Source organism: Microbacterium sp. NPDC055910 (assembly GCF_042271185.1).
In the GTDB taxonomy this organism is placed as follows: Bacteria; Actinomycetota; Actinomycetes; order Actinomycetales; family Microbacteriaceae; genus Microbacterium.
This window is the reverse complement of record NZ_JBHJZS010000025.1, coordinates 25763-47765: the sequence shown is the minus strand read 5'-3', so window position 1 is coordinate 47765 and position 22003 is coordinate 25763. Positions and strand designations below refer to the sequence as shown.

Below are 22003 nucleotides of genomic sequence, written 5' to 3'. Positions count from 1 at the left end.
CCTCGGGGCGGCGCTTCTCGCTTAGGGTGAAGCATGGACATGCGGGTAGCCGCGTACGCGATCATCGTCGATCCCGATGACCGGGTGCTCCTCGCCCACTGGATCGAGGGGCGCCGCGCCGCCTGGACGCTGCCCGGCGGCGGACTCGAGAGCGGCGAGAACCCCGAAGACGCCGCGCGCCGCGAAGTCCACGAAGAGACGGGCTATCACGTCGCGCTCGATGGGCTGCTCGGCATCCATTCGCGGGTCATCCCCGCGCGCCGGAGGCTGAGCACCTCGTCGTCGCCGCTGCACACGCTGCGCATCGTCTATCGCGCGCACATCATCGGCGGAGAGCTGCGCAACGAGGTCGGCGGCTCCACGGATCGCGCTGAGTGGTTCCCGCTCGCGGACGTGCCATCGCTGCAACACGTCAAGCTGGTCGACATCGGCCTCGAGATGGCCGGTGTCCTCTGACGGGATGCCGCTACCCGGCCTCGCTCGAGATGTCGGCGATCGTCGCGTCGAACGCGGCGATGAGGGCGTCTGCGTCGACGAACAGGCTGTAGCCGTGGGCGCCGGCACCCATCGCGATTCGGCGGCCGACGATGCTCTCGTCGGCGAAGACGGGCCAGTCGCCCTGGGCGCCGATGGGCACGATGGTGCCGCGCTCGTAGCCCGTCGCTGCGAGTGCGACGTCAGGGTCGGGGAGCGCGAGCTTGTTGACGCCCACGACCGCCCGCAGCTTCGGCCACGAGATCGACCGATCGCCCGGCACGAGGGCGTAGAGGAACTCCGGCGTGTTCCCCGAGCCTGTCGCGGCTTCTGAGCCGGTCGCGCTCCCTGAGCCGGTCGCGTTCCCTGAGCGTGTCGCGTTCCCTGAGCCTGTCGAAGGGCGCTTGACGACGAGCGTCTTGACGATGTCGGCCGGCTTCACACCGAGCAGCGCCGCCGCCTCGGGCAGGCTCTTCGCGGCGGGCCGCTCGCGCAGCTCGATCTCGAGCCCGCGAGCGGATGCCGCCTCTCGAACCCGCGCGAGCGGATCGGTCACGCGTCGGGCGCGCGCAGCGGGTCGTCGGCCACCCACAGTTCGTCGTCGGCGCGCAGCGTCTGCCACGCGGCGTACAGCACGCCTGCCGCCGCGGCGACACCCAGGATGATGGCGATGACGCCGCCGGCGCCCATGCCCTTCTTCTTCGGCTCGAGGGCGCTCACGCCCGCCGAGAGGCGACGCGACACCTTCTTCGCGTACTTGTCGGCCTTCTTCGAGTACTTGCCCGAGTCGGGAAGCGCGAATCCGCGGCCGGCCGCGAGGCGAGCGCGCGTTTCGTTGGCGGCATCCCATGCGGACAGCGCCGAACCCACGACCGCACCCGCGGCGGGGACGACATTGTGCTCGAGCACGTTCTTGGACAGCTTGACGCCGCGGTCGACGTAGGGCGCCGCGTACTTCTCATATCCGGCCTGCACCTGCGGTGCGACCTGCTCACGGCCGAAGTGTCCCAACTGTCGTCCGGCCTCGCGAGCGACGTCGGACGCCTGCCCGACGAGCACCTGCTGCGACTCCCACAGGGCGTTTGCCTGCGACTGAAGCTTTCGTAGTTCCTTCTTGCGCTTGCGGCTGAGGCTCACGGGGATCCTCCCTCTCGACGGGGTCGGTGGTTTCTCCATCTTGCCAGACGGTACCCGGGCAGGGAGAAAGGGCTTGTCAAGTTGTCTGCGAGAATGTACGACATGCCCCAGCACTCCGCCGTTGCCACGATCCACACCAACCACGGCGACATCGTCGTCAACCTGTTCGGCGACCACGCGCCGCGCACGGTCAAGAACTTCGTCGGTCTCGCCGACGGAACCGGTTCGTGGACCGACCCGGCGACGGGCAAGCCCGGTGAGGGGCCGCTGTACAACGGCGTCATCTTCCACCGCATCATCCCGAACTTCATGATCCAGGGCGGCGACCCGCTCGGACAGGGTGTGGGTGGCCCTGGCTACAACTTCGACGACGAGATCAACGGCGAGCTGAACTTCAACGAGCCCTACATCCTCGCGATGGCCAACGCCGGCCTTCGCCGCAACGCCATCACGGGCAAGCCCGAGGGCACCAACGGATCGCAGTTCTTCATCACGACCGACCCGACGCCGTGGCTGCAGGGCAAGCACACGATCTTCGGCGAGGTCGCCGACGCCGACTCGCGCGCGGTCGTCGACGCGATCGCCGCTGTGCCGACGGGTGCGGGCGACCGTCCCGTCGAGCCCGTGGTCATCGAGTCGATCGACATCCAGGCCGTCTGACGCCGCGCACCTCCACCCCGTGACCTCGGCGGACTTCGCGAGCAACCGCGACAACTTCTGCTACCGGCATCCTGACCGGCAGAGCTTCGTGCTCTGCCAGCGATGCCTGCGCACGATCTGTCCCGAGTGCCAGACGCCCGCCGCCGTAGGCGTGGTCTGCCCCGAGTGCATGAAGGCGCAGCAGTCCGCCCAGACGACCGCGCAGCGCAAGGCCGAACGACGCTGGACCCGGTCACGACCGGTCGTCGTCAGCGACACGCGGCCGCTCGCGACCTACGCGATCATCGGGATCACCGCGATCGCGTACATCGTGTCGCTCATCCCCGGGTTCGGTCGCACGGTCGAGAACTTTTTGCTGTTCTGGGCCCCGACGCTGTACCCCCCGCTCACGGGAACGTTCGAGCCGTGGCGCATCCTGACCGTCGCGCTCGTGCACTCGGGCTTCTGGCACATCGGGCTCAATATGCTGGCGCTGTGGCTCATCGGCCGCAGCCTCGAGCCGCTTCTCGGCAGGGGACGGTTCGTCGCCCTCTACCTGTTGAGCACGGCAGGAGGATCGGTCGCCGTCACGCTGCTGTCGTTCGGCACGCCCGTCGTCGGGGCGTCGGGTGCGATCTTCGGCCTGTTCGGGGCGCTGATCGTGATCGGCCGGCATATCGGGCTCAATATCGCCGGGATCGCGGTGATCCTCGGCGTGAACCTCGCGATCGGGTTCATCCCCGGATTCAACGTGTCGTGGCAGGCGCACGTGGGTGGCCTCGTGGTCGGACTGCTCGTGGGGTTCATCTTCACGCGTACTCGAGCGCAGCGGCAGCAGAAGACGCAGCTCTTGCTGCTCGGCGCCGTCGGCGCGGGGCTCGTGCTGCTGCTGGTCGTACCGGTCTTCACGGTGCTGCCGCCGTACATCGGCCTCTGATCCGAGGAACTACACCGGTGTGATTCATCCCCACCTGTGGATGAACCTGTGGATAACTTCCCCGCGGCGCGCAAAAACCACCGGCGCGCGCACATCGCGGGCGCCGGTGGCGGAGAGTGTGAGACGGGCGGCTAGCGCCAGCGCGTCGTCATGAGGAAGCCGAGGAACGCGATGCCGAAGCCGATCACGAGGTTCCAGCCCTGGATACCCGGAATCGGGTACTGCATGCCGCTGAGGTAGAAGACGAGCACCCAGACGAGTCCCGCGAGCATCAGCCCGATCATGATCGGCTTGAACCACACGGGGTTGGGGGCCGCTTCGCCCTCTGCGCGTTCGATCAACGCGTCGTCATCTTTGCCGGATCGTGCCATGTCCGCCAGTCTAGCTGCCAGGCTCGCTTCAGCATGTTCTCACTACACTTCGAGTGTGCAGCAAGCCACACTGACGACATCGGGAGCGCCCCCGACCCGTCGCTCCGCGCGACCGCGCCGACGCGTGTCGGTCGCCGGGGTCATCGGGGAACTGCTCATCACCGCCGGTGTCATCACCCTGCTCTACGTCGTGTGGCAGCTGTGGGTGGGCGACATGATCTACGGCGCGCAGCGCAACGCGACCGGCAACGAGACGATCACGCGGTGGGCGCAGGAGTATGTGCCGCCGGCGGACTGGCCCGATGAGGAGCCGATCGCCGAGACGTTCGAGCCGATCATCCTGCCCGAACCGGCCGACACCGAGGTCTTCGGCGTCATGCGGGTGCCCCGCTTCGGAGCGGACTACGCCGTCGAGATGGCCGGCGGCGTAACGCGCCCCGGCACACTCGACCCGATCGGCATCGGGCACTACCCTGGGTCGCCCATGCCCGGCGAGGTCGGCAACTTCGCCCTGGCCGGTCACCGCACGACGTGGGGCAAGCCCTTCAACCAGGTTGCCGAGCTGCGTATCGACGACCCCATCGTCGTCGAGACCGCCGACGGCTGGTACACGTACCGCTTCCGCACCCTCCAGTACGTCCGCCCGGATGAGGTCGATGTGCTGCTGCCCGTGCCGCAGGAGCTCGACGTCGAAGCGACGACGAGCTACATCACGCTGACGAGCTGCAGCCCCATGTTCTCGATGGCCGAACGTATCGTGGCGTACGGCGTCTTCGATTCGTTCACGCCCCGCGACGCGGGAGCACCCTCCGCCCTGAACGAAGGAGCCTGATGTACGCCGCACTGTGGCGGGCCCTCCCCGGACCCTGGTGGGTGCGCCTGCTCATCCTTCTCGTCGCCGTTGCCGCGATCCTCTACGGCCTGGCGTTCTACGCCTTCCCGTGGATCAGCCAGTTCGTCAACCCGCAAGAGGTCACCGTCCAGTGACGCCGGTGCTCGTCGTGGACAATCACGACAGCTTCGTCCACACCCTCGTCGGCTATCTGCACGAGCTCGGCGCGTCCACCGAGCTGATCGAGGCCGACGAGATCCGGGATGCCGCGGGCACGGTGTCCGCCTTCGCGGGCGTGCTCGTCTCACCCGGCCCGGGCACACCGGCCGCCGCCGGGGCGTCGATCGCCGTCGTGCGGGCGGCGGCACGCCGCGGCATCCCTCTTCTGGGCGTCTGTCTCGGGCACCAGGCGATCGGCGAGGCCTTCGGCGCGCGTGTCGCCGAGGCGCCCGAGCTGATGCACGGCACGACGTCGCTCGTGCACCACGACGGCTCGGCGCTGTACGCCGGTCTGGCCGATCCGTTCGTCGCGACGCGCTACCACTCGCTCGCGATCGTCCCCGAGACGCTGCCCCGCGACCTCGTCGTCACGAGCCGCACCGATTCGGGCGTCATCATGGGCGTCGCGCATCGGACGGCACCGGTGCAGGGCGTGCAGTTCCACCCCGAGAGCGTGCTGACCGAGGGCGGCCACCGGCTCCTGGGCAATTGGCTCGCACAGGTCGGATACGCGGATGCCGCGGCTCGCGGCGCGACGCTGCACCCGCGTCGCTGAGGGCCAGCCGTTCACGATCCCGAGCAGTACACCAGCGTCACGGCGGAGCGCACGGGAACGTCACCGGGCGCGAGTGACTGCGATCGGACGGTGGGCGGCGAGTCGGCGGGACACGTCGTGTCCTCCTGCGACCCGACCTCGAGACCGAGGTCGGCGAGCTGACGGCTCGCGGCATCCACGGTGTATCCCGTCACGTCGATGAGCGTCACGCGCCCCGACGCGACGACGAGGTTGACCGCCGTGCCCTTGGGGATTTCGGTCTCGGCGCTTCGGTCGGCCGACATCACGATCCCGGCCGACAGGGTCGGGTCGTTGCGCTGGGTCACGGTGCCGAGCGTGAGGCCGGCCGCGTCGAGGGCCGCGACGGCGGCGTCTTGCCCGAGCCCTTCGAGCACGGGAACGGTCGACATCTCCTGGCCCGACGAGACGTAGACACGGATCTCCTGCTCGGGCGACACCGACTCGCCCGCTTGCGGATCGGTGCGGATCACGATGCCCTCGGCGACGTCGGGGTTCGGCTCATCGACGCGGAACGAGATGAGGTCCTCATCGCCCAGGTCGCGCGCCGCGCGCTCGTAGGTCACGCCCGTGACATCGGGCACGATGCGCGCGATCGACGGCACATCTCCGCCGTCGGGCTTGATCGTGAGCACCCAGAAGAGCACCGCCGCGAGCAGCACGGCGATGAGGGCGACGCCCGACCAGATCCACGCGACCGGCGGCCCCGCCTGCGTGCGCTTCATCGTCGTGTCCGTGCTCAGCTGCCGCAGCGACCGGGCCGTCTCCGCGGCCTGCCGCGGGTTGGGCCCGTACAGCTCGCTCGTGAGTGCGTTCATCTGGCGCTTCGTGGGGGCGTTTCCGTCGACGGTCGCGTCGAGGGCCTCGCGGAAGCCCGCGGCGTCCTGGTAGCGCTGGAAGGGATCCTTCGCGAGGGCGCGCAGCGCGACGGCGTCGAGCGCGCGCGGCACCGTCTCGTTGAACTCCGACGGCGGAACGGGCGCTTCACTGACGTGCTGGTAGGCGACGGCGACGGGGGATTCGCCGCGGAACGGCGGACGACCCGCGAGCAGCTCGTACAGCACGACGCCGGCCGAGTACAGATCGGCGCGCGCGTCGACGGGCTCGCCCTTCGCCTGCTCGGGGGAGAAGTAGGCAGCCGTTCCGAGGATCGCGGTCGTCTCGGCGACCGTCGATGAGCCGTCGGACACGGCGCGGGCGATGCCGAAGTCCATGACCTTGACCTGCCCGGCATCGGTCACCATGACGTTGCCCGGCTTGATGTCGCGGTGCACGACACCCGCGCGGTGGGAGTACTCGAGCGCTTCGAGGATGCCGTCCATGTAGCGCACGGTGTCGGTCTCGGGCACGGGTCCGCGCGCGATGATGTCTTTCAGCAGGGCGCCTTTGACCAGCTCCATGACGATGAACGGAACGGGCCGGACCGAGCCGTCGGGCTGGGTCTCGGAGTCTTCGCCCGCGTCGAAGACCCGCACGATCGCGGGATGCGCCATGCGCGACGCCGCCTGCGCCTCGAGGCGGAAGCGGGTGCGGAAGGCGTTGTCGTTCGCGAGATCGCGCGCGAGAACTTTGATCGCGACCTCGCGGCCGAGCGTCAGATCGTATCCGCGGTAGACGCTCGCCATGCCGCCGCGCCCGATGAGCTCGTCGATACGGTAGCGTCCCGACAGCACACGCGGCTCAGCAGACACTTGACTCCCTGATTCGGACCTTCAGCCAGAATAGTCGAGCCGGTGCCCTCACTCCTGCTCTTCGTCGGTGGGATCGGGGTCCGGTACGGGCGGCGCCTGGATCGCGGCACTCACTTCTTGCGAGGCGCCGGTCGTGCGCTCACCGGCGGTTCCGCCCGTGCACGTGACGGTGTAGGTCACGAGCAGGGTCGAGCCGGCGGCACCGGTCACCTGCAGGTCGGCGGAACGCTCGTTGGCGCCGAACCACGCGCTGGACTGGCCCGAGGCGGGGAACACTCCCTGCGTCGCGGTGAACTGGTATCCGCTCACGTTGCCCGTGCCCGAGGGGCAGCTGTAGCCGTCCCATCCGATCTGCACCGTGCTGCCCGCTTCGGCCGTTCCCGAGATCCGCGCCGCGGCCGGCGTGCCCATGGGCACCTGACCGGCGTAGCGGGTGAGCGTGATGACCCGGTCGAACGGGACGTTGCCCATGGGGTCGACCTGGTAGACCAGGCCGACGCTCGCTTCGTCGGGCGCGGAGTCGCCGTCGACGCAGCTCACGCCGAAGCCGAGGTCGTCGAGGATCGCCGTCGCCGCTTCGCAGGTCTGGCCCGTGAGGTCAGCCGCAACGACGTTCGCCGACGTCGGCTCGGGGGTCGGCGTGTTCGCCGGAGTCGAGCGCGTCGGCGAGGGCGACGAACTCGTCGGCTCGGGTGCAGGCTCCTGATTCGCGACGAGACCCCAGATCGTGGCGCCGAGCACGAGCACGAGCAGCGCGATGAGCGCGACGAGCGGCCACGTCCACGGGCTGCGCTTGCGCTTCTCGGTGTCTTCGCCCTCGACGGCGTCTTCTTCTGTCGGAGCGGCCAGCAACCGCGTCTCGGCCGAAGTGTCGGTGCCGAGCAGCTGCGTCATGTCGTCGCCGACCGAGGTGCCCGCCGCGATCGCCGGCACGGCCGCGGCCGCGGCGACGACATCACCGCGGCGCAGGGCGGTCGCGGCACGCGCGACGGCGGCCGACGACGCCGGGCGGTCTTCGGGCTTCTTCGCGATCATCGCCATGACGAGGTTCTGCACCGGCACGGCGACGGTCGGCGGCAGCGGGGGCGGCTGCTCGTTGATCTGGGCCATCGCTATCGCGACCTGCGACTCGCCCGTGAAGGGGCGCTTGCCGGCGAGGCATTCGTAGGCGACGATGCCGAGCGAGTACGTGTCGGTCGCGGGGGACGCCGGGTGGCCCGACGCCTGCTCGGGCGAGAGGTACTGCACGGTCCCCATGACCTGGCCGGTCGCCGTCAGCGGCACCTGGTCGGCGATGCGCGCGATGCCGAAGTCGGTGATCTTGACGCGGCCGTCGGGCGTGATGAGCAGGTTGCCGGGCTTGATGTCGCGGTGCACGAGGCCGGCGGCGTGCGCTGCCTGCAGCGCGGCCGAGGTCTGCGCGACGATGTCGAGCGTCTTGTCGGTCGAGAGCGAGCCGTCGCGCTCGATGATCGTCGAGAGCGCCTCGCCGGGCACGAGCTCCATGACGAGGAACGCACTGCCGTTCTCTTCGCCGTAGTCGAAGACGCTCGCGATGCCCTCGTGGTTCACGAGGGCCGCGTGGCGGGCCTCAGCGCGGAAGCGCTCGAGGAAGCCCGGATCCCCCATGTACTCGTCTTTGAGGATCTTGATGGCGACGGTTCGTCCGATGACGTGGTCCGTCGCTTCCCAGACCTCGCCCATGCCGCCGATCGCGATCCGCGAATCGAGCTCGTAACGGCCACCGAACGTCACACCCTGTGTCGGTCTCATCTGCCCAGCACCGCCTCCATGACCTTCTTCGCAATGGGAGCCGCGATCGCGTTCCCGCTGCCCGACTGTCCTTGACCGCCGCCGTCTTCGACGACGACCGCAACGGCCACCCGCGGATCGTCCGCGGGCGCGAAGCCCGTGAACCACAGCGTGTAGGGCCTTGCCCCGTTCTCTGCCGTCCCGGTCTTCCCGGCCACCTCGACCCCGTCTATTCTTGCACCGCTCGCGACACCCTCACTGACATTGGCCACCATCAGCGCGACCATGTCCGCCGCGATGTCCTCGTCGAGAGCGCGTCCGAACTCGGTGTTCTCGAATTCCTGCTGCACCGACAGGTCGGGTCCGATGATCCGATCCACCATGCGCGGGTTCATGACGATCCCCTCGTTGGCGATGCCCGCCGACACCATCGCCATCTGCAGCGGCGTCGCCGTGACGCGGCCCTGTCCGAAGCCCGTGAGCGCCGTCTGCGCGGCGTCGAGGATGCGCGGGTCGTCCTCGTTGGGCGGGTACGACGAGGGGGTCGAGACGAGCGGCATCGCGAACGACGAGTTGAATCCGTACTTCTCAGCTTCGGCGCGCATCGCCTCGTTGCCGAGCTCGACGGCGAGCTCGGCGAACGGGATGTTGCAGCTCAGCCGCAGCGCGTCGGCGATCGTGACCGTCTCGCCGGGACCGCACGTGCCGCCCGAGGCGTTGCGCACGGTGGCGGTGGACTGCGGCAGCTGATAGATCGCGGGGTTCGGCAGCGTCGATTCGGGCGTGTAGTCGCCCGATGCGAAGGCCGCCGAGGCGGTGACGAGCTTGAAGGTGGATGCCGGTGCGTTCAAGTCGCCCGCGATCGCGCGGTTCGACAGCGGCTTGCCCGGATCGGCGACGAGCTCCGCATACACGTCGTCGACCTCGCCGGCGTTGTGCGAGGCCAGCAGGTTCGTGTCGTAGCTGGGGCTCGTGACCATCGCGAGGATGCGGCCGGTCGAGGGCTCGATCGCGATGATCCCGCCCTGCAGGTCGCCGAGCGCTTCGTACGCGGCCGCTTGGACGGCGGCATCCATCGACAGCGCGACGTCGGAGCCGCGGGGCGGCTGTCCCGAGATGATGCGATCCAGGCGCGAGAGGAACTGCGAACCGGCCGTGCCGCTGAGCTCCTGGTTCATTGCGGCCTCGATGCCCGTCGACGAGCCGAGCACGGGGTTGATGTAGCCGGTGACGGGCGCCCACATGGCGGCATCCGTGTAGACGCGCTGCCAGCTGTACAGGTCGCCCGAGGGCACCGATCGGGCGATCGCCGATCCGCTCGCGATGATGGCGCCGCGCTGCACTTCGTACGAGTCGTACAGCGCACGGCGGTTCGCGGCGTTCTCGGCGAGCTCGTCGGCCTGGACGATCTGGATCCAGCTCGTCGAGGCGAACAGCCCCACGAACATGAGCAGCATCAGGATGCTGAGCCGGCGCAGTTCTTTCGTCACAGGTCGCACCCCCTCGGTACACGACGCCCACTGGTGCCTGAGGAGGTCGCGAAGCGACCGTATCGACGGGTCGTCACCCGATCACCACCCTCGGCCGGGAGCGCACGGAGTCCGAGATGCGCAGCAGCAGGGCGACGATGATCCAGTTCGCGATGAGCGAGGACCCGCCCGCCGCGAGGAAGGGCGTCGTGAGGCCCGTGAGCGGAATGAGACGGGTCACGCCGCCGACCATGATGAACACCTGCAGCGCGATCGTGAAGGACAGCCCCGTCGCGAGCAGCTTGCCGAAGTCGTCTTGACCGGCGAGCCCGATGCGGATTCCGCGACTGGTGAAGACCATGTAGAGGCACAGGATCGCGAACACCCCCACGAGACCGAGTTCTTCGCCGAGCGCCGGCAGGATGTAGTCGCTCTCGGCGACGGGCGTGAGGTACGGCCGTCCCTGGCCGAGTCCCGTGCCGACGAGCCCGCCCTGCGCGAGTCCGAAGATGCCCGTGACCAGCTGGAAGCTCGAGTTGTCCATGAGGTCGGGGTTGAAGGCATCCAACCAGATCGTGAAGCGCGTGCCGACGTACGGCAGCAGGCGGGATGCCACGAACGCGCCCGCCGCCGCCAGCACGACGCCGATGATGACCCAGCTCGTCTTGCCGGTTGCGACGTAGAGCATCGCGACGAACATGCCGAAGATGAGCAGGCCCGTGCCGAGGTCGCGCTGCATGACGATGATGCCGAGCGAGATGAGCCACAGCACGATGAGCGGACCGAGCTCGCGCGCGCGCGGCCACGTGACGCCGAGGAACCGCTTGCCGACCGAGGTCAGGCTCTCGCGTGTGCGCACGAGGTAGCCGGCGAAGAAGATCGCGAGGCAGATCTTCGCGAGTTCGCCGGGCTGGAAGGTGAACAGCCCCACGTCGACCCAGACGTCGGCGTTCCCGCCGCCGCTCAGTCCGGGCACGATCGGCAGGATGAGCAGCAGGATCGCGACGAAGCCGAAGATGTACGTGTAGCGGAAGAGCACGCGGTAGTTGCGCAGCAGGATCACGACGGCGATCGCGAGCACGAGCGCGATCGCCGCCCACGCGAGCTGACGCGTCGAGAACGCGCCCCACCCGGTGCGGTCCCAGTGCAGATCGAGTCGATAGATCATGGCGAGCCCGAGGCCCGTCAGCAATGTGGCGATCGGCAGCACGAACGGGTCGGCGTCGCGGGCGCGCAGGCGCAGCACGATGTGGATCGCGAGCACGAGGACCGTCAGCACGCCGCAGTAGACGAGGAACGAGCTGTCGATCGTGCCCTGAGCACCCAGCTGCACGAGCGCGACGGCCGATCCGTTGATGACGAAGGCGAAGACGAGCAGTGCGAGCTCGCGGTTGCGCTGCATCTGCGGCACGCGGATGCGCCGCAGAGCCCGCACGACGGCGGTATCGGCGGTCACCGCCTGCGTGTCGGCGCTCATGGCGCGTCTCCTTCGGAAATCGTGATCGATGAGACGATGCTGCGTGCGCGGTCGAGCGAGTCGGCCGAGATCGTCTGCTCGATCCTTTCGCGCGTGAAGGCCGAGAGCGAGTCGAGCTCGATGCCGGTGTCTTCATAGGGCGTCGAGAGGGTGATCGGACCGATCGTCTGCTGGATGCCCCGGAAGATCACGACCGTGTCCTCGTCGGCCCCGACATAGAACCGCGTCTGCGTCCACTGGTAGGCGCCGAAGGTGCCGGCTGCGAGCAGCCCCAGCACGAGAACGAGGCCGACGATCCAGCCGAGCCGGCGGCGACGCGCACGACGGCGGTCCTCCTCGATGAGCTCTTCGAGGAACTCCGCCGCCGGTTCGAAGTGCGTCGGCTCGTTCGCCGCCTGGCGTCCCACGTGCAGCCAGCTCGTGCGTCCGGGGCGCGCGGCGGGCACCTCGATGCCGATCGGGTTCGACGCCGACCCCACGATCGTGGCGGTTCCCGAGAAGAGCGGATGCTGCCCCCCCACGTCGACGAGCACGATCGTGACGTTGTCGGGCGCTCCGCCGTCGAGGGCCTGCTTGAGCAGCTGATCCGCCGTGCGGCCGGGGGCATGACCGAGACCGAGCACTTTCGCCAGGTGCGCGTCGTCGACGACGCCGGACAGACCGTCCGAGCAGAGCAGCCAGCGGTCGCCCGGCAGCGTCGGCATGACGAAGGTGTCGATCTCCGGCTCGGTGGCCATGTCGCCGAGCACGCGCATGAGTACGGAGCGACGCGGGTGGTAGCGGGCCTCTTCGGGCGTGATGCGCCCCGAGTCCACGAGTCGCTGCACGAACGTGTGGTCGGTCGTGATCTGGGTGAGCGCGCCGTCGCGATACAGGTAGATGCGCGAATCGCCGATGTGCGCGATGACGGCGTAGTCGTCGACCATGACGAGCGCACTCACGGTCGTGCCCATGCCGGCGAGTTCGGGTCGCACGTGCACCGTGTCGATGAGCTCGACCGCGGTGTCGGCGATCGCTTCGCGCAGGGCCTCCTCGGCCTCGGGCGGAGAGGTGAACGGCTGGTCGACGGCCTCGAGCCGGGCGACGGCCAGGCTTGACGCGACGTCTCCTCCGGCGTGACCGCCCATGCCGTCGGCGACGACGAACAGGTTCGGTCCGGCGTAACCGGAGTCCTGGTTGTTGGAGCGCACCTTGCCGGTGTGCGAGATCGCGGTGCTCGAGCCTTGGAAGACCATGCGCTCGGAGACTACTTCCTCAGCTCGAACGTCGTCGCGCCGACCTTGATGGGCGCGCCGAGCGTCACCGGCACCGGGGTCGTGACGCGATTGCCGTCGTGCCAGGTGCCGTTGGTCGAGTCGAGGTCCTGCAGCATCCACTGGTCGCCCCACAGCACGAGACGCGCGTGGTGACTCGACGTGTAGTCGTCGCGCACGACGAGGCCCGATTCGCTCGACCGGCCGATCGTGAGTGGTTCGGACCCGAGGGCGAGCTCGAGGCCGGCCTTGGGTCCGCTCGTGATGACGATGCGTTCCGCCGTTTCGGTCGTGGCGGGGCCGCCCTGGGACGGCCGGCCCTTCGCGGGAGGGGGAACGGGGGCGGTGACCTGTGCCGCGGCCGGCGGGGCACCCGCGGCCATCGCGGCCTCGGGCATCTTCCGCACCTTGACCCCGAAAAGATCGGCCCGCAGCGAGTACACGACGGCGAAGACGAAGAACCAGAGCAGAAGGAGGAAGCCGATGCGCAACAGCAGCAGGGTCAGTTCGCTCACGGCAGCGGTCCCTGTTCTCTCACGTCGAAGGCGCGTGTGACATCGCGCGGGGGCGTCGACGTCGTCGGCGGTGTCGCCTGCGCGACCACGCGGAACACGATATCGGTTCGCCCGATCCGCACGGTCGAGTCCGGCGTCAGCGCGGCTTCGGTCACCTTGTGACCGTTGAGCAGGGTGCCGTTGGTCGACTTCAGATCGCGCACCATCGCGCGCTCGCCGTCCCACAGGATCTCGACGTGCTTGCGGCTCGTCCCCGTGTCGGAGATCGTGATGTCGGCGTCGCTGCCGCGGCCGATGACCGTGCGGGACTTCGTCAGCGGGTGGCGGCGTCCGCCGATGTCGAGCACGCCGCGCCACGCGACCCGCCCCTGCGCCGTCGAAGACTCGACACGCAGGGTTCCGGTCGACTGATGGTCGTCGCGCTCGAGAGTGATCGAGACGGGACCGGCGAAGGAGTATCCCTGCTTCTTCGCGTGCTTCTGCACGAGTGCCTGCAGCTCGTCGTCGAGCGATGCCCCCAGCGCCGCCATCTTGTCTTCGTCGGTCGGCGCGAGGTGCACGGCGAACGTGTTGGGCGCGAGGATGCGGTCGCGACTGACCACGGCCGCCTTCTTGTCGAGCTCGCTGCGCAGTGCGGAGGCGATCTCGACCGGCTGGATGCCGCTGCGGAAGGTCTTCGCGAACGCGCTGTTCACGGCGCGCTCGAGACCCTTCTCGAAGCTGTCAAGTAGTCCCACGGAGCTCCTCGGACGGGGGTGCTTGGTTGCTACATGCTAGTTGCACACGCTGGAGGTTCCCGGATTCGACCGGATTCCGGGGGCGCGTGGTGCGCGTGATATCCTCGCTGAGTTGAGTGCGACGTCTTCGGATGATGCATCTCGCGCGAGTGGCGGAATAGGCAGACGCGCTGGCTTCAGGTGCCAGTGCCCGAAAGGGCGTGGGGGTTCAACTCCCCCCTCGCGCACGAAATGGAATGGCCCCCGAAAGGGGGCTTTTCCATTTCTTCGCCCGGTGTCCCTACATCCACTTCTGTCGTTTGAAGATGAGATACAGCACCAGCGCGAACGCGACCATGCCGCCGATGGCGAGCGGGTAGCCGAAGGTCCAGTGCAGCTCGGGCATGCTGTCGAAGTTCATGCCGTAGACCGCGCCGATCAGCGTCGGTGCGAAGAGGATCGCGGCCCAGCCGGAGATCTTCTTCATGTCCTCGTTCTGTCGCTGTGCGACGAGGGTGCCGTTGACGGTGAGGATCTGCGAGAGCGATTCGCGGAGCTCGCCGACGTGCGCGTCCGCGCGGCTGAGATGGTCTGCGACATCCTGCAGATAGGTCTTCAGTGGTTCGGGGATGCCGTAGTGGTCGAAGCCCCTCTGCAGCGCGGCGAGGACTTCGACGAGTCCGGACGTCGCCTGCTGAAGGTCGATGACCTCCTCGCTCAACCGGTAGATGCGTTCGGTGACGGAGGCGTCTCCGCTGAAGACCTGGCGCTCGATCTGGGCCTTGTCGATGGCGAGACCGCGCAGCACGGGGGTGTAGCCGTCGACGATGGCGTCGAGCAGACGATAGACGACGGCCTCCGGGCCGTGGTGCAGCAGGTGCTCGTCGTCGAGAAGCGCGTGGCCGCCATGCTCAGCGGTTCCCGAGGCGCCGTCGGCATCGAGCCCGTCGATCCAGCGGCCGTCCTGGCAGAACACGGCGACCGCCTTCGGCCGGAGGAGGATGTGGAACTCGGCGAAGTCGACATCCTCCGTCGCGTCGATGTACCACGCTGATCGGACGACGAGGAACAGCGCATCATCGTGCCGCTCGATCTTCGGCCGTTGTCCCGCCTGAAGGAGGTCCTCGACGAGCAGCGGATGGAGCCGCCAGCTGGTCGCGAGCTCCGCGATGTCTTCGGCTGTCGGCTTCGGGTACAGCAGGAGTGCCGTCCGATTCGCGTGCCCGTCGATGTACTCCTGCGCGTCTGCGACGCTCGTGTCGCTCGGGGCCCGCACGAGGTGCCCGTCATCGACATAGCGGGTATGGCGCGTCGTGCTCAGGCCATGCGCGGGCGAAGTGGCGGGGGCTCGGTGTCGGAAGACGCCGGGACGGCGGTGATGCGCTTCATCTTGCCGTGGTTGCACCATTCCTGGCCCCTTCCCTCCTCCCGAGTATGTCGCACGCGGCATCGACCACCCTGGCGGGCGCCGGTCAGACGCCGTCCAGGGTCGGGGGGAGGACGAAGAGGATCTCTTCGGCGTCGCGGTCGAGGGCGGGCGCGCGCGTGATCGTGCGCGAGACCTCGGTGAAGCCGTTGCGCTCCAGCACGGCGACAGCGCCGGCGTTGTGCGCAGCGACGCGGGCGAACAGCGGACGCAGCGGTTCGCGTGAGACGAGGATGCGCAGCGCTTCGGATGCCACCCCTCTTCCCCACGCGTGACGCGCGGTCCAGAAGGTGACCTCGCGCTCGCCGTCGACGGTGAAGGCCGCCACCGTGCCGGCGAAGCCGCCGTTCTCGGTCACGACGGCCAAGAGCACATCGTCGGCGGCGCGTTCGCGAGCGATCCACGCGTCGAACGCGCCGCGGTCCTCCGGGTCCTCCGCGGTGAAGGCCGCGAGGGCGGCACCCTCGGGGTCGCTCATCATCGTGAAGACGGCGTCGAGGTCGTCGTCGTCGAGATCACGCAGCTCGATGTGGTTCACGGCCCCACCGTATCCAGCGTCGCGCCTTACGAGAACCCGTGCAGCTCTCGCACGAGCGATTCGGCGAGAACGCTGTCGCGCGCGGCGATCGCCTCTCGCAGCCTCTCGTACGACGCCGTGCGCTCGACGGGGCATGCGATGAACGGATGCCACGCCGCGAGGTTTCGCCGGATGACCGTCTCCGCCTCGCGCAGCACGGTGAGGAAGACGACGTTCCCGGTGGCCGTGACGACGAACTGGAAGAAAGCCGTCGTGGCGTGCATGACGCCCGCGTGATCGTCGGCCCGCGACGCCGACACGACGTCGCCCACCAGACCGACGGCGCTCGCGAGCGCGTCGTCATCGATCCGGCCGAGCGCGATCCGCAGGCAGTTTCCGAGCATATAGGCGACGAACTCGTCGGTGTCCCCGAGGAACTCCGGATCGGGCACGGAGACGCGTGTGTAGCGGTTCGGTGCGATCTCGACGAGACCGATGCGCTCGAGGCGTTGCAGCGCTTCGCGCACGGGGGTCCGCGAGACACCGAGGCTCCCGGCGAGCTCCTGATCGCGCAACCGTTGACCCGGTCGGAGGGTGCCGTCGAGGATCGCCTCGCTGAGGGTCGCGTAGACCTCATCGCCGAGCACCGTTGCGCGCGGGCGGAGCGGAAGCAGAGGGGTGGCCATCACTGCGCCAAGTGTACGTCCGGTGCGCGGGGAGGGCGCCGCTTCTGCAGCGCCGGTAAATCGGTAGAGTGTGGATGTCGCGCTTCGGCGTGACGTATCCGGGGGGATCCGTCGACGCCCGGGCTTTGAGCTCCGCTCGGCCCGGGCGTCCGATGGCGTCTGCAACATTTGTGTCACGCTAATCCCGCGTGTCGCCGCTCTTCGTTAGCGTGTCAATCGACCCGCGCAGGTCGCGCGAGCACGCAAGGAACGGCATTTCATGAGCACGCAAGGTACTGTCAAGTGGTTCAACTCGGAGAAGGGCTTCGGCTTCATCGCTCCCGACGAGGGCGGCGCTGACGTCTTCGCGCACTACACCGCCATCGAGTCGAGCGGCTACCGTTCGCTCGAGGAGAACCAGCGCGTCGAGTTCGAGATCGCGCAGGGCCCCAAGGGCCTGCAGGCGGAGAACATCCGCCCCGTCTGACTCGCGGATGCGCGGCGCGGCGATGTCGCGCCGCGCATCCTCAGACGATGTTCACGTGCTGCGGTCTCCGCGCACGAGTTCCAGGCCTGCTCCTGCGAACTGGCGCAGTGTCGCGTCGGGGAGGAAGGCGCGGGTCAGGCCCGCGCCGATGCGGGTGAGGTCGCTCTCGTCACGGAACAGCAGGTGCATCGTCTCGTAGCGCGGGTGGAACTTCTCCTTGAACCGGTGCAGCGAGCGAAAACCGTACACCGGCTCGAGTGCCTCAGCGAGACGTTCGGACAGCACGGCGATGGCGCCGGCATCCGGCGGATAGTCGTGAGCGAGCGGCGCTCCCGACAGTGACATGATCTCGGCGCCCTCTTCGGAGAAGAGCTTCGCCGACGCGCCGATCAAGAATTCCATGACGGGACCGAAGCCGCCCTCACGGCGTCGCATGAGGTCGAGCGTCCAGCCGCGCACGCGCCCGTCATCCCCGTATACGGGCAGCCACGAGAGGAACCCGTCGACGTCGCCCTGCGGGGACATCGCGAGCGCGACGCGCACTTCGGGATCCTCGGCCTCGGTGAGGGTTCCGAGCGTGAAGCCCATCTCGGGAAGTCCCTTGTCGCCGACCCACATCTCCGAGATCGCGCGGAGCTGCTGGCGGATGCCCCACGGCTCGTCGACGAGTCGCGTCATCCGGAAGGTGATCTCCTCGCGCTCGGCGCGGTTCAGCGCGCCGCGCACGGCGGCCCAGGCCTTGCCCGTGAACGCGAGACCGGGAAGATCGACGATCGTGTCGTCGGCGACGACGAGGCTGCGCCATCCCTCGGGCACGGCGTCGCGCGTCGCGTCGCTCGCGCTGAAGAAGCAGGGCGCGAGGCCCGCCGCTTCCGCCGCGGCGATGAACTCGCGGACGCTCTCGGGTCGGGATGCCACCGGGCCGAGCGGATCCGCGAGGGCGAGGGCGACGCCGGCGCGGCGCTGGTACGCCACGATTCCGCGCGACGTTCGGGCGTAGGTGTTGCCGTCCCACGTCGTCATCCAGGAGAGGGTCCCCCCGCCGTGTGTGCGGAGCATCTCCTTCACGTCGTCGACGTCGGGCGCCGGTGCCTGTCCGATCCGCGACGTGCGGCGGGAGCGGAAGGCACCGCGCACGGAGATCAGATAGACGAGCAGAAGCAGCCAGAGGATGCCGCTTGCGAGGGCCAGTTCGGTCTCGGCGTCGATGAGGCCTTCGATGTGTGCCTGCGTCGTGATGATGATCGCGACGAGCACGAGGGCGCCGACGAGGATGTTGAACGTCGCCAGAACGAGACTGAGGATCCACGCCCAGCGGCGGCCCTTGCGCAGGAAGTGGGCGATGACGCCGATCACCACGACGTCGATCGCGACGTCGATGAACCCGCCCGACGCGGGTTCCGTGCCGCCGAAGGGCCCGTTCGTGGGCACGAGCAGCGTGATGATCTCGATCGTGCCGAGCACGATGACCGCGATGAAGGCGACGAGCCGCTGCTCGCGCACGGTCTGCCGCTGCAGGCGCAGCGAGCGGTCGGCGAACAGCACGAGAAGAACCGCGAGAGTGTGCTCGAGGTCGGCCAGATTTCCCCAGAACAGCATCGCGACGAAGATGAACGACAGCAGCACGAGCCACCCCCGTACGCGCCACGGCGGTGCGAACAGGCCGATCGCCGCCGCGATGCACGCCATCGTGCCCCCGGATGCACCGACGTCGGTCAGCGCAGCCTCGGTCTGCGCCCATTCCCACTGTGCGAAGGAGAAGAGCCACAGCAGCAGCGCCGAGGCGAAGATGGCGAAGAGCTGACCGACCCAGAAGTACGCGAGCGCGACGACGGACCCGCGCTTGTACTCCAGGTACGCCATGCCCCAGAAGCCGCCGATCGTGAAGAGGTACACCCAGGGCTGATTGACGAAGAACGTGCCCGTCAGCGGCGTCCACCACAGCCCGTCGCTGAAGGCCGGCAGGCCATAGCCGACGCGCTCGAACAGGGCCGTGTCTTCGAACGGCGACCACAGGCCCGCGAAGACCACGCCGACCGCGAGGATCAGCCCGATGAGCGTCAGCGTCGCCGGAATGCGCCGGACGAACGTGAGGACGAGCGTCAGCGGAGTCGTTCTCGTAGCGGCATCCATGCCTTCACGATAGCGAGCGGGGCGCGGACGCCTCGGCGAGCCGATCGTGATCGGCGAGGGCCTTGGCGTCTTCGGCGTCGCGCATCGCGCGGCGCGCGGCGTCGAGCGCTGCGACCGGGTCGGCGGACTGTCGCGCGTTCGCGAGTTCGGCCTGTGCCGACAGCAGTCGTGTGCGGGCCTCCGCCCCGGCGCGGGCGCGCGTGACGGATGCTTCCGCTGCGACGAGCGCGGCGCGCGCGGCCGCGAGCGTCCCGGGCAGGGCGGTGCGGGCGCCGCGCAGCCGCTGCTGCGCCGTCCAGGCGTCGCCGAGGGCGAGGTCGAGCCGACCGCGCAGGCGCGCGATGGCGTCGACCGAACGGGTGGGGTGACGCGCGGCATCCGTCTCGAGGTCCGACAGCGCTGCGTCGATGGCGCGCAGTTCGGCTCCGAGCCGCGCGGCGGCGTCGGGGTCGAGGCGCACCCGCGTCGTCAGCGCACCGCGTACGGCGTTGCGGGCCGACTCGAATTCGCCGGGCAGGGCGAGCGCCGCCTGGTGCACGAGCCGGTGCGATTCTTCGAGGCTGCGCGCGTCCGTCTCGGCTGCGCGCAGCCGGCGCTCGGCGGCGGCCAGATCGGCCAGGGCCGAACGGGTGGGGTCCTGCGCGTCCGCGGCGGCCCGGGCGAGCAGGTGCTCCACCTCGTCAGCGCCCTCGGTCGCCGCTCGGGCGGAGCGGGCCGCCGCCGCCCACTCGCCCTCGGCGAAACGGGCCGACAGGTCCGCGACGAGGGCATCGGGGTCACCCATCGTGGTGCGCAGCTCGCGCAGGCGTGCCCGCGCCGCCTCGACCTGGGTCTCGGCCGACACGTGCGCCTTCGTCCAGGCGGCGTGGTCGGCGCGAGCCGCCTCGACGCCCGCGAGAGCCGCCGTCGCACGGCGCTCGATCCGTGTCGCGGCCCGGCGCATCTCGTCGGGGGCGACCGTGTCGCCGGTGAGCGCGCGGTACTCCTCGAACGATGCGTCGCGCACGTGCTGCGCAGTCATGCGCGCTCGCCGCAGTGAGGCCGGCGCGCCTCCGCCGTACAGCGCGCCCGACAGGCCCACCTCGAGATCGAGCTCGTCGACGGCATCGTCGAGCCGGACCAGCACCGCGCCCGCCCGTCCGCGCACCTGTTCGGCGGCAGCGCGGGCTCGCGGCGACCGCTGCGCGCGCCGCAGGGCCCACGCGGCGGCGACGACGCCGAGCGCCGCGGCCCCGAACACGACGAGGGCGGGGATGATCCAGCCCAGCGGCTCAGTCATCGGCGGAGTCGACCAGAAGCAGGGCGCGCAGTGCCGCGACATCGTGGACGACCTCTGCCGCGCCGTCGGCCTCGTGCGGCCAGCTGAAGCCCCAGCGCACGAAGATGACCGGCACGTCGTGGTCGGCTGCGCCCTCGATGTCGTGGTGCCGATCGCCGATGAGCACGGGACGGCTCGTGTCGACGCCGAGCTCTCGCAGGCGCCGCAGGGCTTCGCCCACGACGTCCGACTTCGTCGCGAGCGTGCGCTCATCGGGCGTCGCGCCGACGAGGGTGCGCACGTGCGAGGCGAGGCCGAAGTGCTCCATGAGCGCGATGACCTGGATCTCGGGCTTGGATGACGCGGTGGCCTGCGGGACGCCGATCGCTGCGAGGTCGGCGATCAGCTCGGCCATGCCGGGGATGAGCGTGGCGCCCGAGGTGTAGCCCTCGCGGTGCGCCAGCTCCCGGTAGAACTCGACGGCCTCTGCGGCTTCGGCGGGGCTCATGCCGACGTTGTCCTGGAACGAGTCGAACTGCGGCGGACCGATCCAATGCGCGAGCTCGTCGCGCGTCGGGGGTGTGCGACCGAAGTGCTCGAGCGTGATCGTGAGCCGGCGCAGGATGCCCTCGGACGCGTCCACGATGGTTCCGTCGACGTCCCACAGGACGCAACTCCACGGTGGTCGGCTCGGCATACGAACCACCCTAGGTGTCAGAACAACCGGGGTGCGCCGGACTCGATGCCCTTCATGCCCTCGTAGTCCAGCGTGACGCAGCGGATGCCGCGGTCGGTGGCGAGCACGCGGGCCTGCGGCTTGATCTCCTGCGCCGCGAAGACGCCCGACACGGGGGCGAGGTGCGGGTCGCGTCCGAGCAGCTCGAGGTAGCGCGTCAGCTGTTCGACCCCGTCGATGTCGCCGCGGCGCTTGACCTCGACCGCGATCGTGCCGCCGGCGGGATCGCGCAGCAGAAGATCGACGGGGCCGATCGCGGTGGGGAACTCGCGCCGCACGAGCGACACGCCGTCGCCGATGACATCGACCTGTTCGGCGAGCAGGCGCTGCAGGTCTGCTTCGACGCCGTCCTTCTGCAGTCCCGGATCGATACCGAGTTCGTGCGACGAGTCGTGCACGATCTCGTAGATGCGCACGAGCAGCGAGTCACCCGACTTGGCGTGCGTGACGCGCCAGTGCTCGAGCACGCCCGCGCTCGCCGAATCCTCGTCGGGGATCTCGACCGTCAGGGCGCACGGCGGCGACATCCAGTTGAGCGGCTTGTACGAGCCGCCGTCCGAGTGCACGAGCAGCGAGCCGTCGCCCTTGTGCACGAGCAGGCGCGTCGCGAGGGGCAGGTGCGCGTTGAGTCGACCGGTGTAATCCACGGAGCAGCGGGCAATGACAAGACGCACCCGACGAGCCTAATGCCGCTGCCGGCGGGGTTCGTCAGATGCCGATCCCGT

Annotated in this window: 24 protein-coding genes and 1 tRNA gene; 8 read left to right on the top strand and 17 right to left on the bottom strand. The window is 69.2% G+C overall.

Annotated elements, in window-relative coordinates:
- Positions 1-33: 33 nt before the first annotated feature.
- Positions 34-456: an NUDIX hydrolase gene (locus ACFC3F_RS11075; protein ID WP_376129366.1), complete on the top strand. Its 423-nt coding sequence runs from the start codon at positions 34-36 to the stop codon at positions 454-456.
- Positions 457-466: 10 nt separating this feature from the next.
- On the opposite strand, the gene ACFC3F_RS11070 is transcribed toward ACFC3F_RS11075, so the two are convergent.
- Both ACFC3F_RS11070 and ACFC3F_RS11065 read right to left on the bottom strand, forming a co-directional pair.
- Positions 467-1030, bottom strand: coding sequence for an aminoacyl-tRNA deacylase (locus ACFC3F_RS11070; protein WP_376129364.1), 564 nt, complete (start codon positions 1028-1030; stop codon positions 467-469).
- A complete protein-coding gene (locus ACFC3F_RS11065) occupies positions 1027-1611 on the bottom strand; it encodes a DNA helicase (protein ID WP_376129363.1) in 585 nt (194 codons plus the stop codon). Before ACFC3F_RS11065 ends, ACFC3F_RS11070 begins: the two co-directional genes overlap by 4 nt.
- Positions 1612-1713: 102 nt before the next feature.
- Here ACFC3F_RS11065 and ACFC3F_RS11060 point away from each other — a divergent pair, with 102 nt between their 5' ends.
- Together ACFC3F_RS11060 and ACFC3F_RS11055 are read left to right on the top strand one after the other, a co-directional pair.
- Positions 1714-2271 (top strand): peptidylprolyl isomerase, encoded by a 558-nt coding sequence (locus ACFC3F_RS11060; RefSeq protein WP_376129361.1) that lies wholly within the window; start codon positions 1714-1716, stop codon positions 2269-2271.
- A 19-nt stretch (positions 2272-2290) separates the two neighbouring features.
- The gene (locus ACFC3F_RS11055; protein WP_376129360.1) at positions 2291-3187 is read left to right on the top strand and encodes a rhomboid family intramembrane serine protease; all 897 of its coding nucleotides are present in this window, start codon (positions 2291-2293) and stop codon (positions 3185-3187) included.
- 131 nt (positions 3188-3318) lie between these two features.
- Here the strand turns inward: ACFC3F_RS11055 and ACFC3F_RS11050 are convergent, their stop codons facing one another.
- Positions 3319-3558: a cell division protein CrgA gene (locus ACFC3F_RS11050; RefSeq protein WP_376129358.1), complete on the bottom strand. Its 240-nt coding sequence runs from the start codon at positions 3556-3558 to the stop codon at positions 3319-3321.
- A 55-nt stretch (positions 3559-3613) separates the two neighbouring features.
- Here ACFC3F_RS11050 and ACFC3F_RS11045 point away from each other — a divergent pair, with 55 nt between their 5' ends.
- From ACFC3F_RS11045 to ACFC3F_RS11035, 3 genes are read left to right on the top strand one after another with little or no spacing between them, the layout of a single operon-like run.
- Entirely contained in the window at positions 3614-4390 is a 777-nt protein-coding gene (locus tag ACFC3F_RS11045) for a class E sortase (RefSeq protein ID WP_376129356.1), read from the top strand.
- Positions 4390-4545: a hypothetical protein gene (locus ACFC3F_RS11040; RefSeq protein ID WP_376129354.1), complete on the top strand. Its 156-nt coding sequence runs from the start codon at positions 4390-4392 to the stop codon at positions 4543-4545. The genes ACFC3F_RS11045 and ACFC3F_RS11040 overlap by 1 nt, the downstream gene beginning before the upstream one ends.
- Complete coding sequence (locus tag ACFC3F_RS11035) at positions 4542-5165, top strand: anthranilate synthase component II (protein ID WP_376129352.1); 624 nt, start codon at positions 4542-4544, stop codon at positions 5163-5165. Before ACFC3F_RS11040 ends, ACFC3F_RS11035 begins: the two co-directional genes overlap by 4 nt.
- A gap of 11 nt (positions 5166-5176) precedes the next feature.
- On the opposite strand, the gene pknB is transcribed toward ACFC3F_RS11035, so the two are convergent.
- From pknB to ACFC3F_RS11000, 7 genes are all read right to left on the bottom strand, one after another.
- A complete protein-coding gene (gene pknB / locus ACFC3F_RS11030) occupies positions 5177-6874 on the bottom strand; it encodes a Stk1 family PASTA domain-containing Ser/Thr kinase (protein WP_376129350.1) in 1698 nt (565 codons plus the stop codon).
- Positions 6875-6922: 48 nt separating this feature from the next.
- A complete protein-coding gene (locus tag ACFC3F_RS11025) occupies positions 6923-8647 on the bottom strand; it encodes a serine/threonine protein kinase (protein WP_376129348.1) in 1725 nt (574 codons plus the stop codon).
- Positions 8644-10116 (bottom strand): peptidoglycan D,D-transpeptidase FtsI family protein, encoded by a 1473-nt coding sequence (locus ACFC3F_RS11020; RefSeq protein WP_376129346.1) that lies wholly within the window; start codon positions 10114-10116, stop codon positions 8644-8646. Before ACFC3F_RS11020 ends, ACFC3F_RS11025 begins: the two co-directional genes overlap by 4 nt.
- 73 nt (positions 10117-10189) lie before the next feature.
- The gene (locus ACFC3F_RS11015) at positions 10190-11572 is read right to left on the bottom strand and encodes an FtsW/RodA/SpoVE family cell cycle protein (protein ID WP_376129344.1); all 1383 of its coding nucleotides are present in this window, start codon (positions 11570-11572) and stop codon (positions 10190-10192) included.
- Positions 11569-12807: a PP2C family protein-serine/threonine phosphatase gene (locus ACFC3F_RS11010; RefSeq protein ID WP_376129343.1), complete on the bottom strand. Its 1239-nt coding sequence runs from the start codon at positions 12805-12807 to the stop codon at positions 11569-11571. The genes ACFC3F_RS11015 and ACFC3F_RS11010 overlap by 4 nt, the downstream gene beginning before the upstream one ends.
- An 11-nt stretch (positions 12808-12818) precedes the next feature.
- A complete protein-coding gene (locus ACFC3F_RS11005) occupies positions 12819-13340 on the bottom strand; it encodes an FHA domain-containing protein (RefSeq protein ID WP_376129342.1) in 522 nt (173 codons plus the stop codon).
- Entirely contained in the window at positions 13337-14077 is a 741-nt protein-coding gene (locus tag ACFC3F_RS11000) for an FhaA domain-containing protein (protein ID WP_376129340.1), read from the bottom strand. The genes ACFC3F_RS11005 and ACFC3F_RS11000 overlap by 4 nt, the downstream gene beginning before the upstream one ends.
- Before the next feature lie 143 nt (positions 14078-14220).
- Between ACFC3F_RS11000 and ACFC3F_RS10995 the strand changes: the two genes are divergently transcribed.
- A tRNA-Leu gene (locus ACFC3F_RS10995) sits at positions 14221-14304 on the top strand.
- A gap of 53 nt (positions 14305-14357) precedes the next feature.
- Here ACFC3F_RS10995 and ACFC3F_RS10990 read toward each other — a convergent pair.
- The 3 genes from ACFC3F_RS10990 to ACFC3F_RS10980 all read right to left on the bottom strand — a co-directional run bounded on the left by ACFC3F_RS10990 (position 14358) and on the right by ACFC3F_RS10980 (position 16685).
- Entirely contained in the window at positions 14358-15332 is a 975-nt protein-coding gene (locus ACFC3F_RS10990) for a magnesium and cobalt transport protein CorA (RefSeq protein WP_376129339.1), read from the bottom strand.
- A 196-nt stretch (positions 15333-15528) separates the two neighbouring features.
- Entirely contained in the window at positions 15529-16020 is a 492-nt protein-coding gene (locus ACFC3F_RS10985; RefSeq protein WP_376129337.1) for a GNAT family N-acetyltransferase, read from the bottom strand.
- Between the two features lie 26 nt (positions 16021-16046).
- On the bottom strand, positions 16047-16685 hold the full coding sequence (locus ACFC3F_RS10980; RefSeq protein ID WP_376129368.1) for a GntR family transcriptional regulator: 639 nt from the start codon (positions 16683-16685) through the stop codon (positions 16047-16049).
- Between the two features lie 259 nt (positions 16686-16944).
- Between ACFC3F_RS10980 and ACFC3F_RS10975 the strand changes: the two genes are divergently transcribed.
- The gene (locus ACFC3F_RS10975; protein ID WP_376129336.1) at positions 16945-17151 is read left to right on the top strand and encodes a cold-shock protein; all 207 of its coding nucleotides are present in this window, start codon (positions 16945-16947) and stop codon (positions 17149-17151) included.
- A gap of 51 nt (positions 17152-17202) precedes the next feature.
- Here the strand turns inward: ACFC3F_RS10975 and ACFC3F_RS10970 are convergent, their stop codons facing one another.
- The 4 genes from ACFC3F_RS10970 to nucS are packed head-to-tail and all read right to left on the bottom strand — an operon-like array spanning position 17203 to position 21952.
- The gene (locus ACFC3F_RS10970) at positions 17203-19284 is read right to left on the bottom strand and encodes a bifunctional lysylphosphatidylglycerol flippase/synthetase MprF (protein WP_376129335.1); all 2082 of its coding nucleotides are present in this window, start codon (positions 19282-19284) and stop codon (positions 17203-17205) included.
- Positions 19285-19288: 4 nt separating this feature from the next.
- Positions 19289-20563: a hypothetical protein gene (locus ACFC3F_RS10965; RefSeq protein ID WP_376129334.1), complete on the bottom strand. Its 1275-nt coding sequence runs from the start codon at positions 20561-20563 to the stop codon at positions 19289-19291.
- Positions 20556-21239, bottom strand: a complete 684-nt coding sequence (locus ACFC3F_RS10960; RefSeq protein ID WP_376129332.1) for an HAD hydrolase-like protein — start codon at positions 21237-21239, stop codon at positions 20556-20558. The genes ACFC3F_RS10965 and ACFC3F_RS10960 overlap by 8 nt, the downstream gene beginning before the upstream one ends.
- Positions 21240-21256: 17 nt before the next feature.
- A complete protein-coding gene (nucS, locus tag ACFC3F_RS10955) occupies positions 21257-21952 on the bottom strand; it encodes an endonuclease NucS (protein WP_376129331.1) in 696 nt (231 codons plus the stop codon).
- Positions 21953-22003: the final 51 nt, after the last annotated feature.

Coding starts and splice junctions, on each gene's coding strand:
- ACFC3F_RS11075 (WP_376129366.1), top strand. CDS start 34: ATGGACATGCGGGTAGCCGCGTACGCGATCATCGTCGATCCCGATGAC.
- ACFC3F_RS11060 (WP_376129361.1), top strand. CDS start 1,714: ATGCCCCAGCACTCCGCCGTTGCCACGATCCACACCAACCACGGCGAC.
- ACFC3F_RS11050 (WP_376129358.1), bottom strand. CDS start 3,558: ATGGCACGATCCGGCAAAGATGACGACGCGTTGATCGAACGCGCAGAG.
- ACFC3F_RS11040 (WP_376129354.1), top strand. CDS start 4,390: ATGTACGCCGCACTGTGGCGGGCCCTCCCCGGACCCTGGTGGGTGCGC.
- ACFC3F_RS11025 (WP_376129348.1), bottom strand. CDS start 8,647: ATGAGACCGACACAGGGTGTGACGTTCGGTGGCCGTTACGAGCTCGAT.
- ACFC3F_RS11015 (WP_376129344.1), bottom strand. CDS start 11,572: ATGAGCGCCGACACGCAGGCGGTGACCGCCGATACCGCCGTCGTGCGG.
- ACFC3F_RS11010 (WP_376129343.1), bottom strand. CDS start 12,807: ATGGTCTTCCAAGGCTCGAGCACCGCGATCTCGCACACCGGCAAGGTG.
- ACFC3F_RS10980 (WP_376129368.1), bottom strand. CDS start 16,685: ATGGCCACCCCTCTGCTTCCGCTCCGCCCGCGCGCAACGGTGCTCGGC.
- ACFC3F_RS10975 (WP_376129336.1), top strand. CDS start 16,945: ATGAGCACGCAAGGTACTGTCAAGTGGTTCAACTCGGAGAAGGGCTTC.
- ACFC3F_RS10970 (WP_376129335.1), bottom strand. CDS start 19,284: ATGGATGCCGCTACGAGAACGACTCCGCTGACGCTCGTCCTCACGTTC.
- ACFC3F_RS10965 (WP_376129334.1), bottom strand. CDS start 20,563: ATGACTGAGCCGCTGGGCTGGATCATCCCCGCCCTCGTCGTGTTCGGG.
- ACFC3F_RS10960 (WP_376129332.1), bottom strand. CDS start 21,239: ATGCCGAGCCGACCACCGTGGAGTTGCGTCCTGTGGGACGTCGACGGA.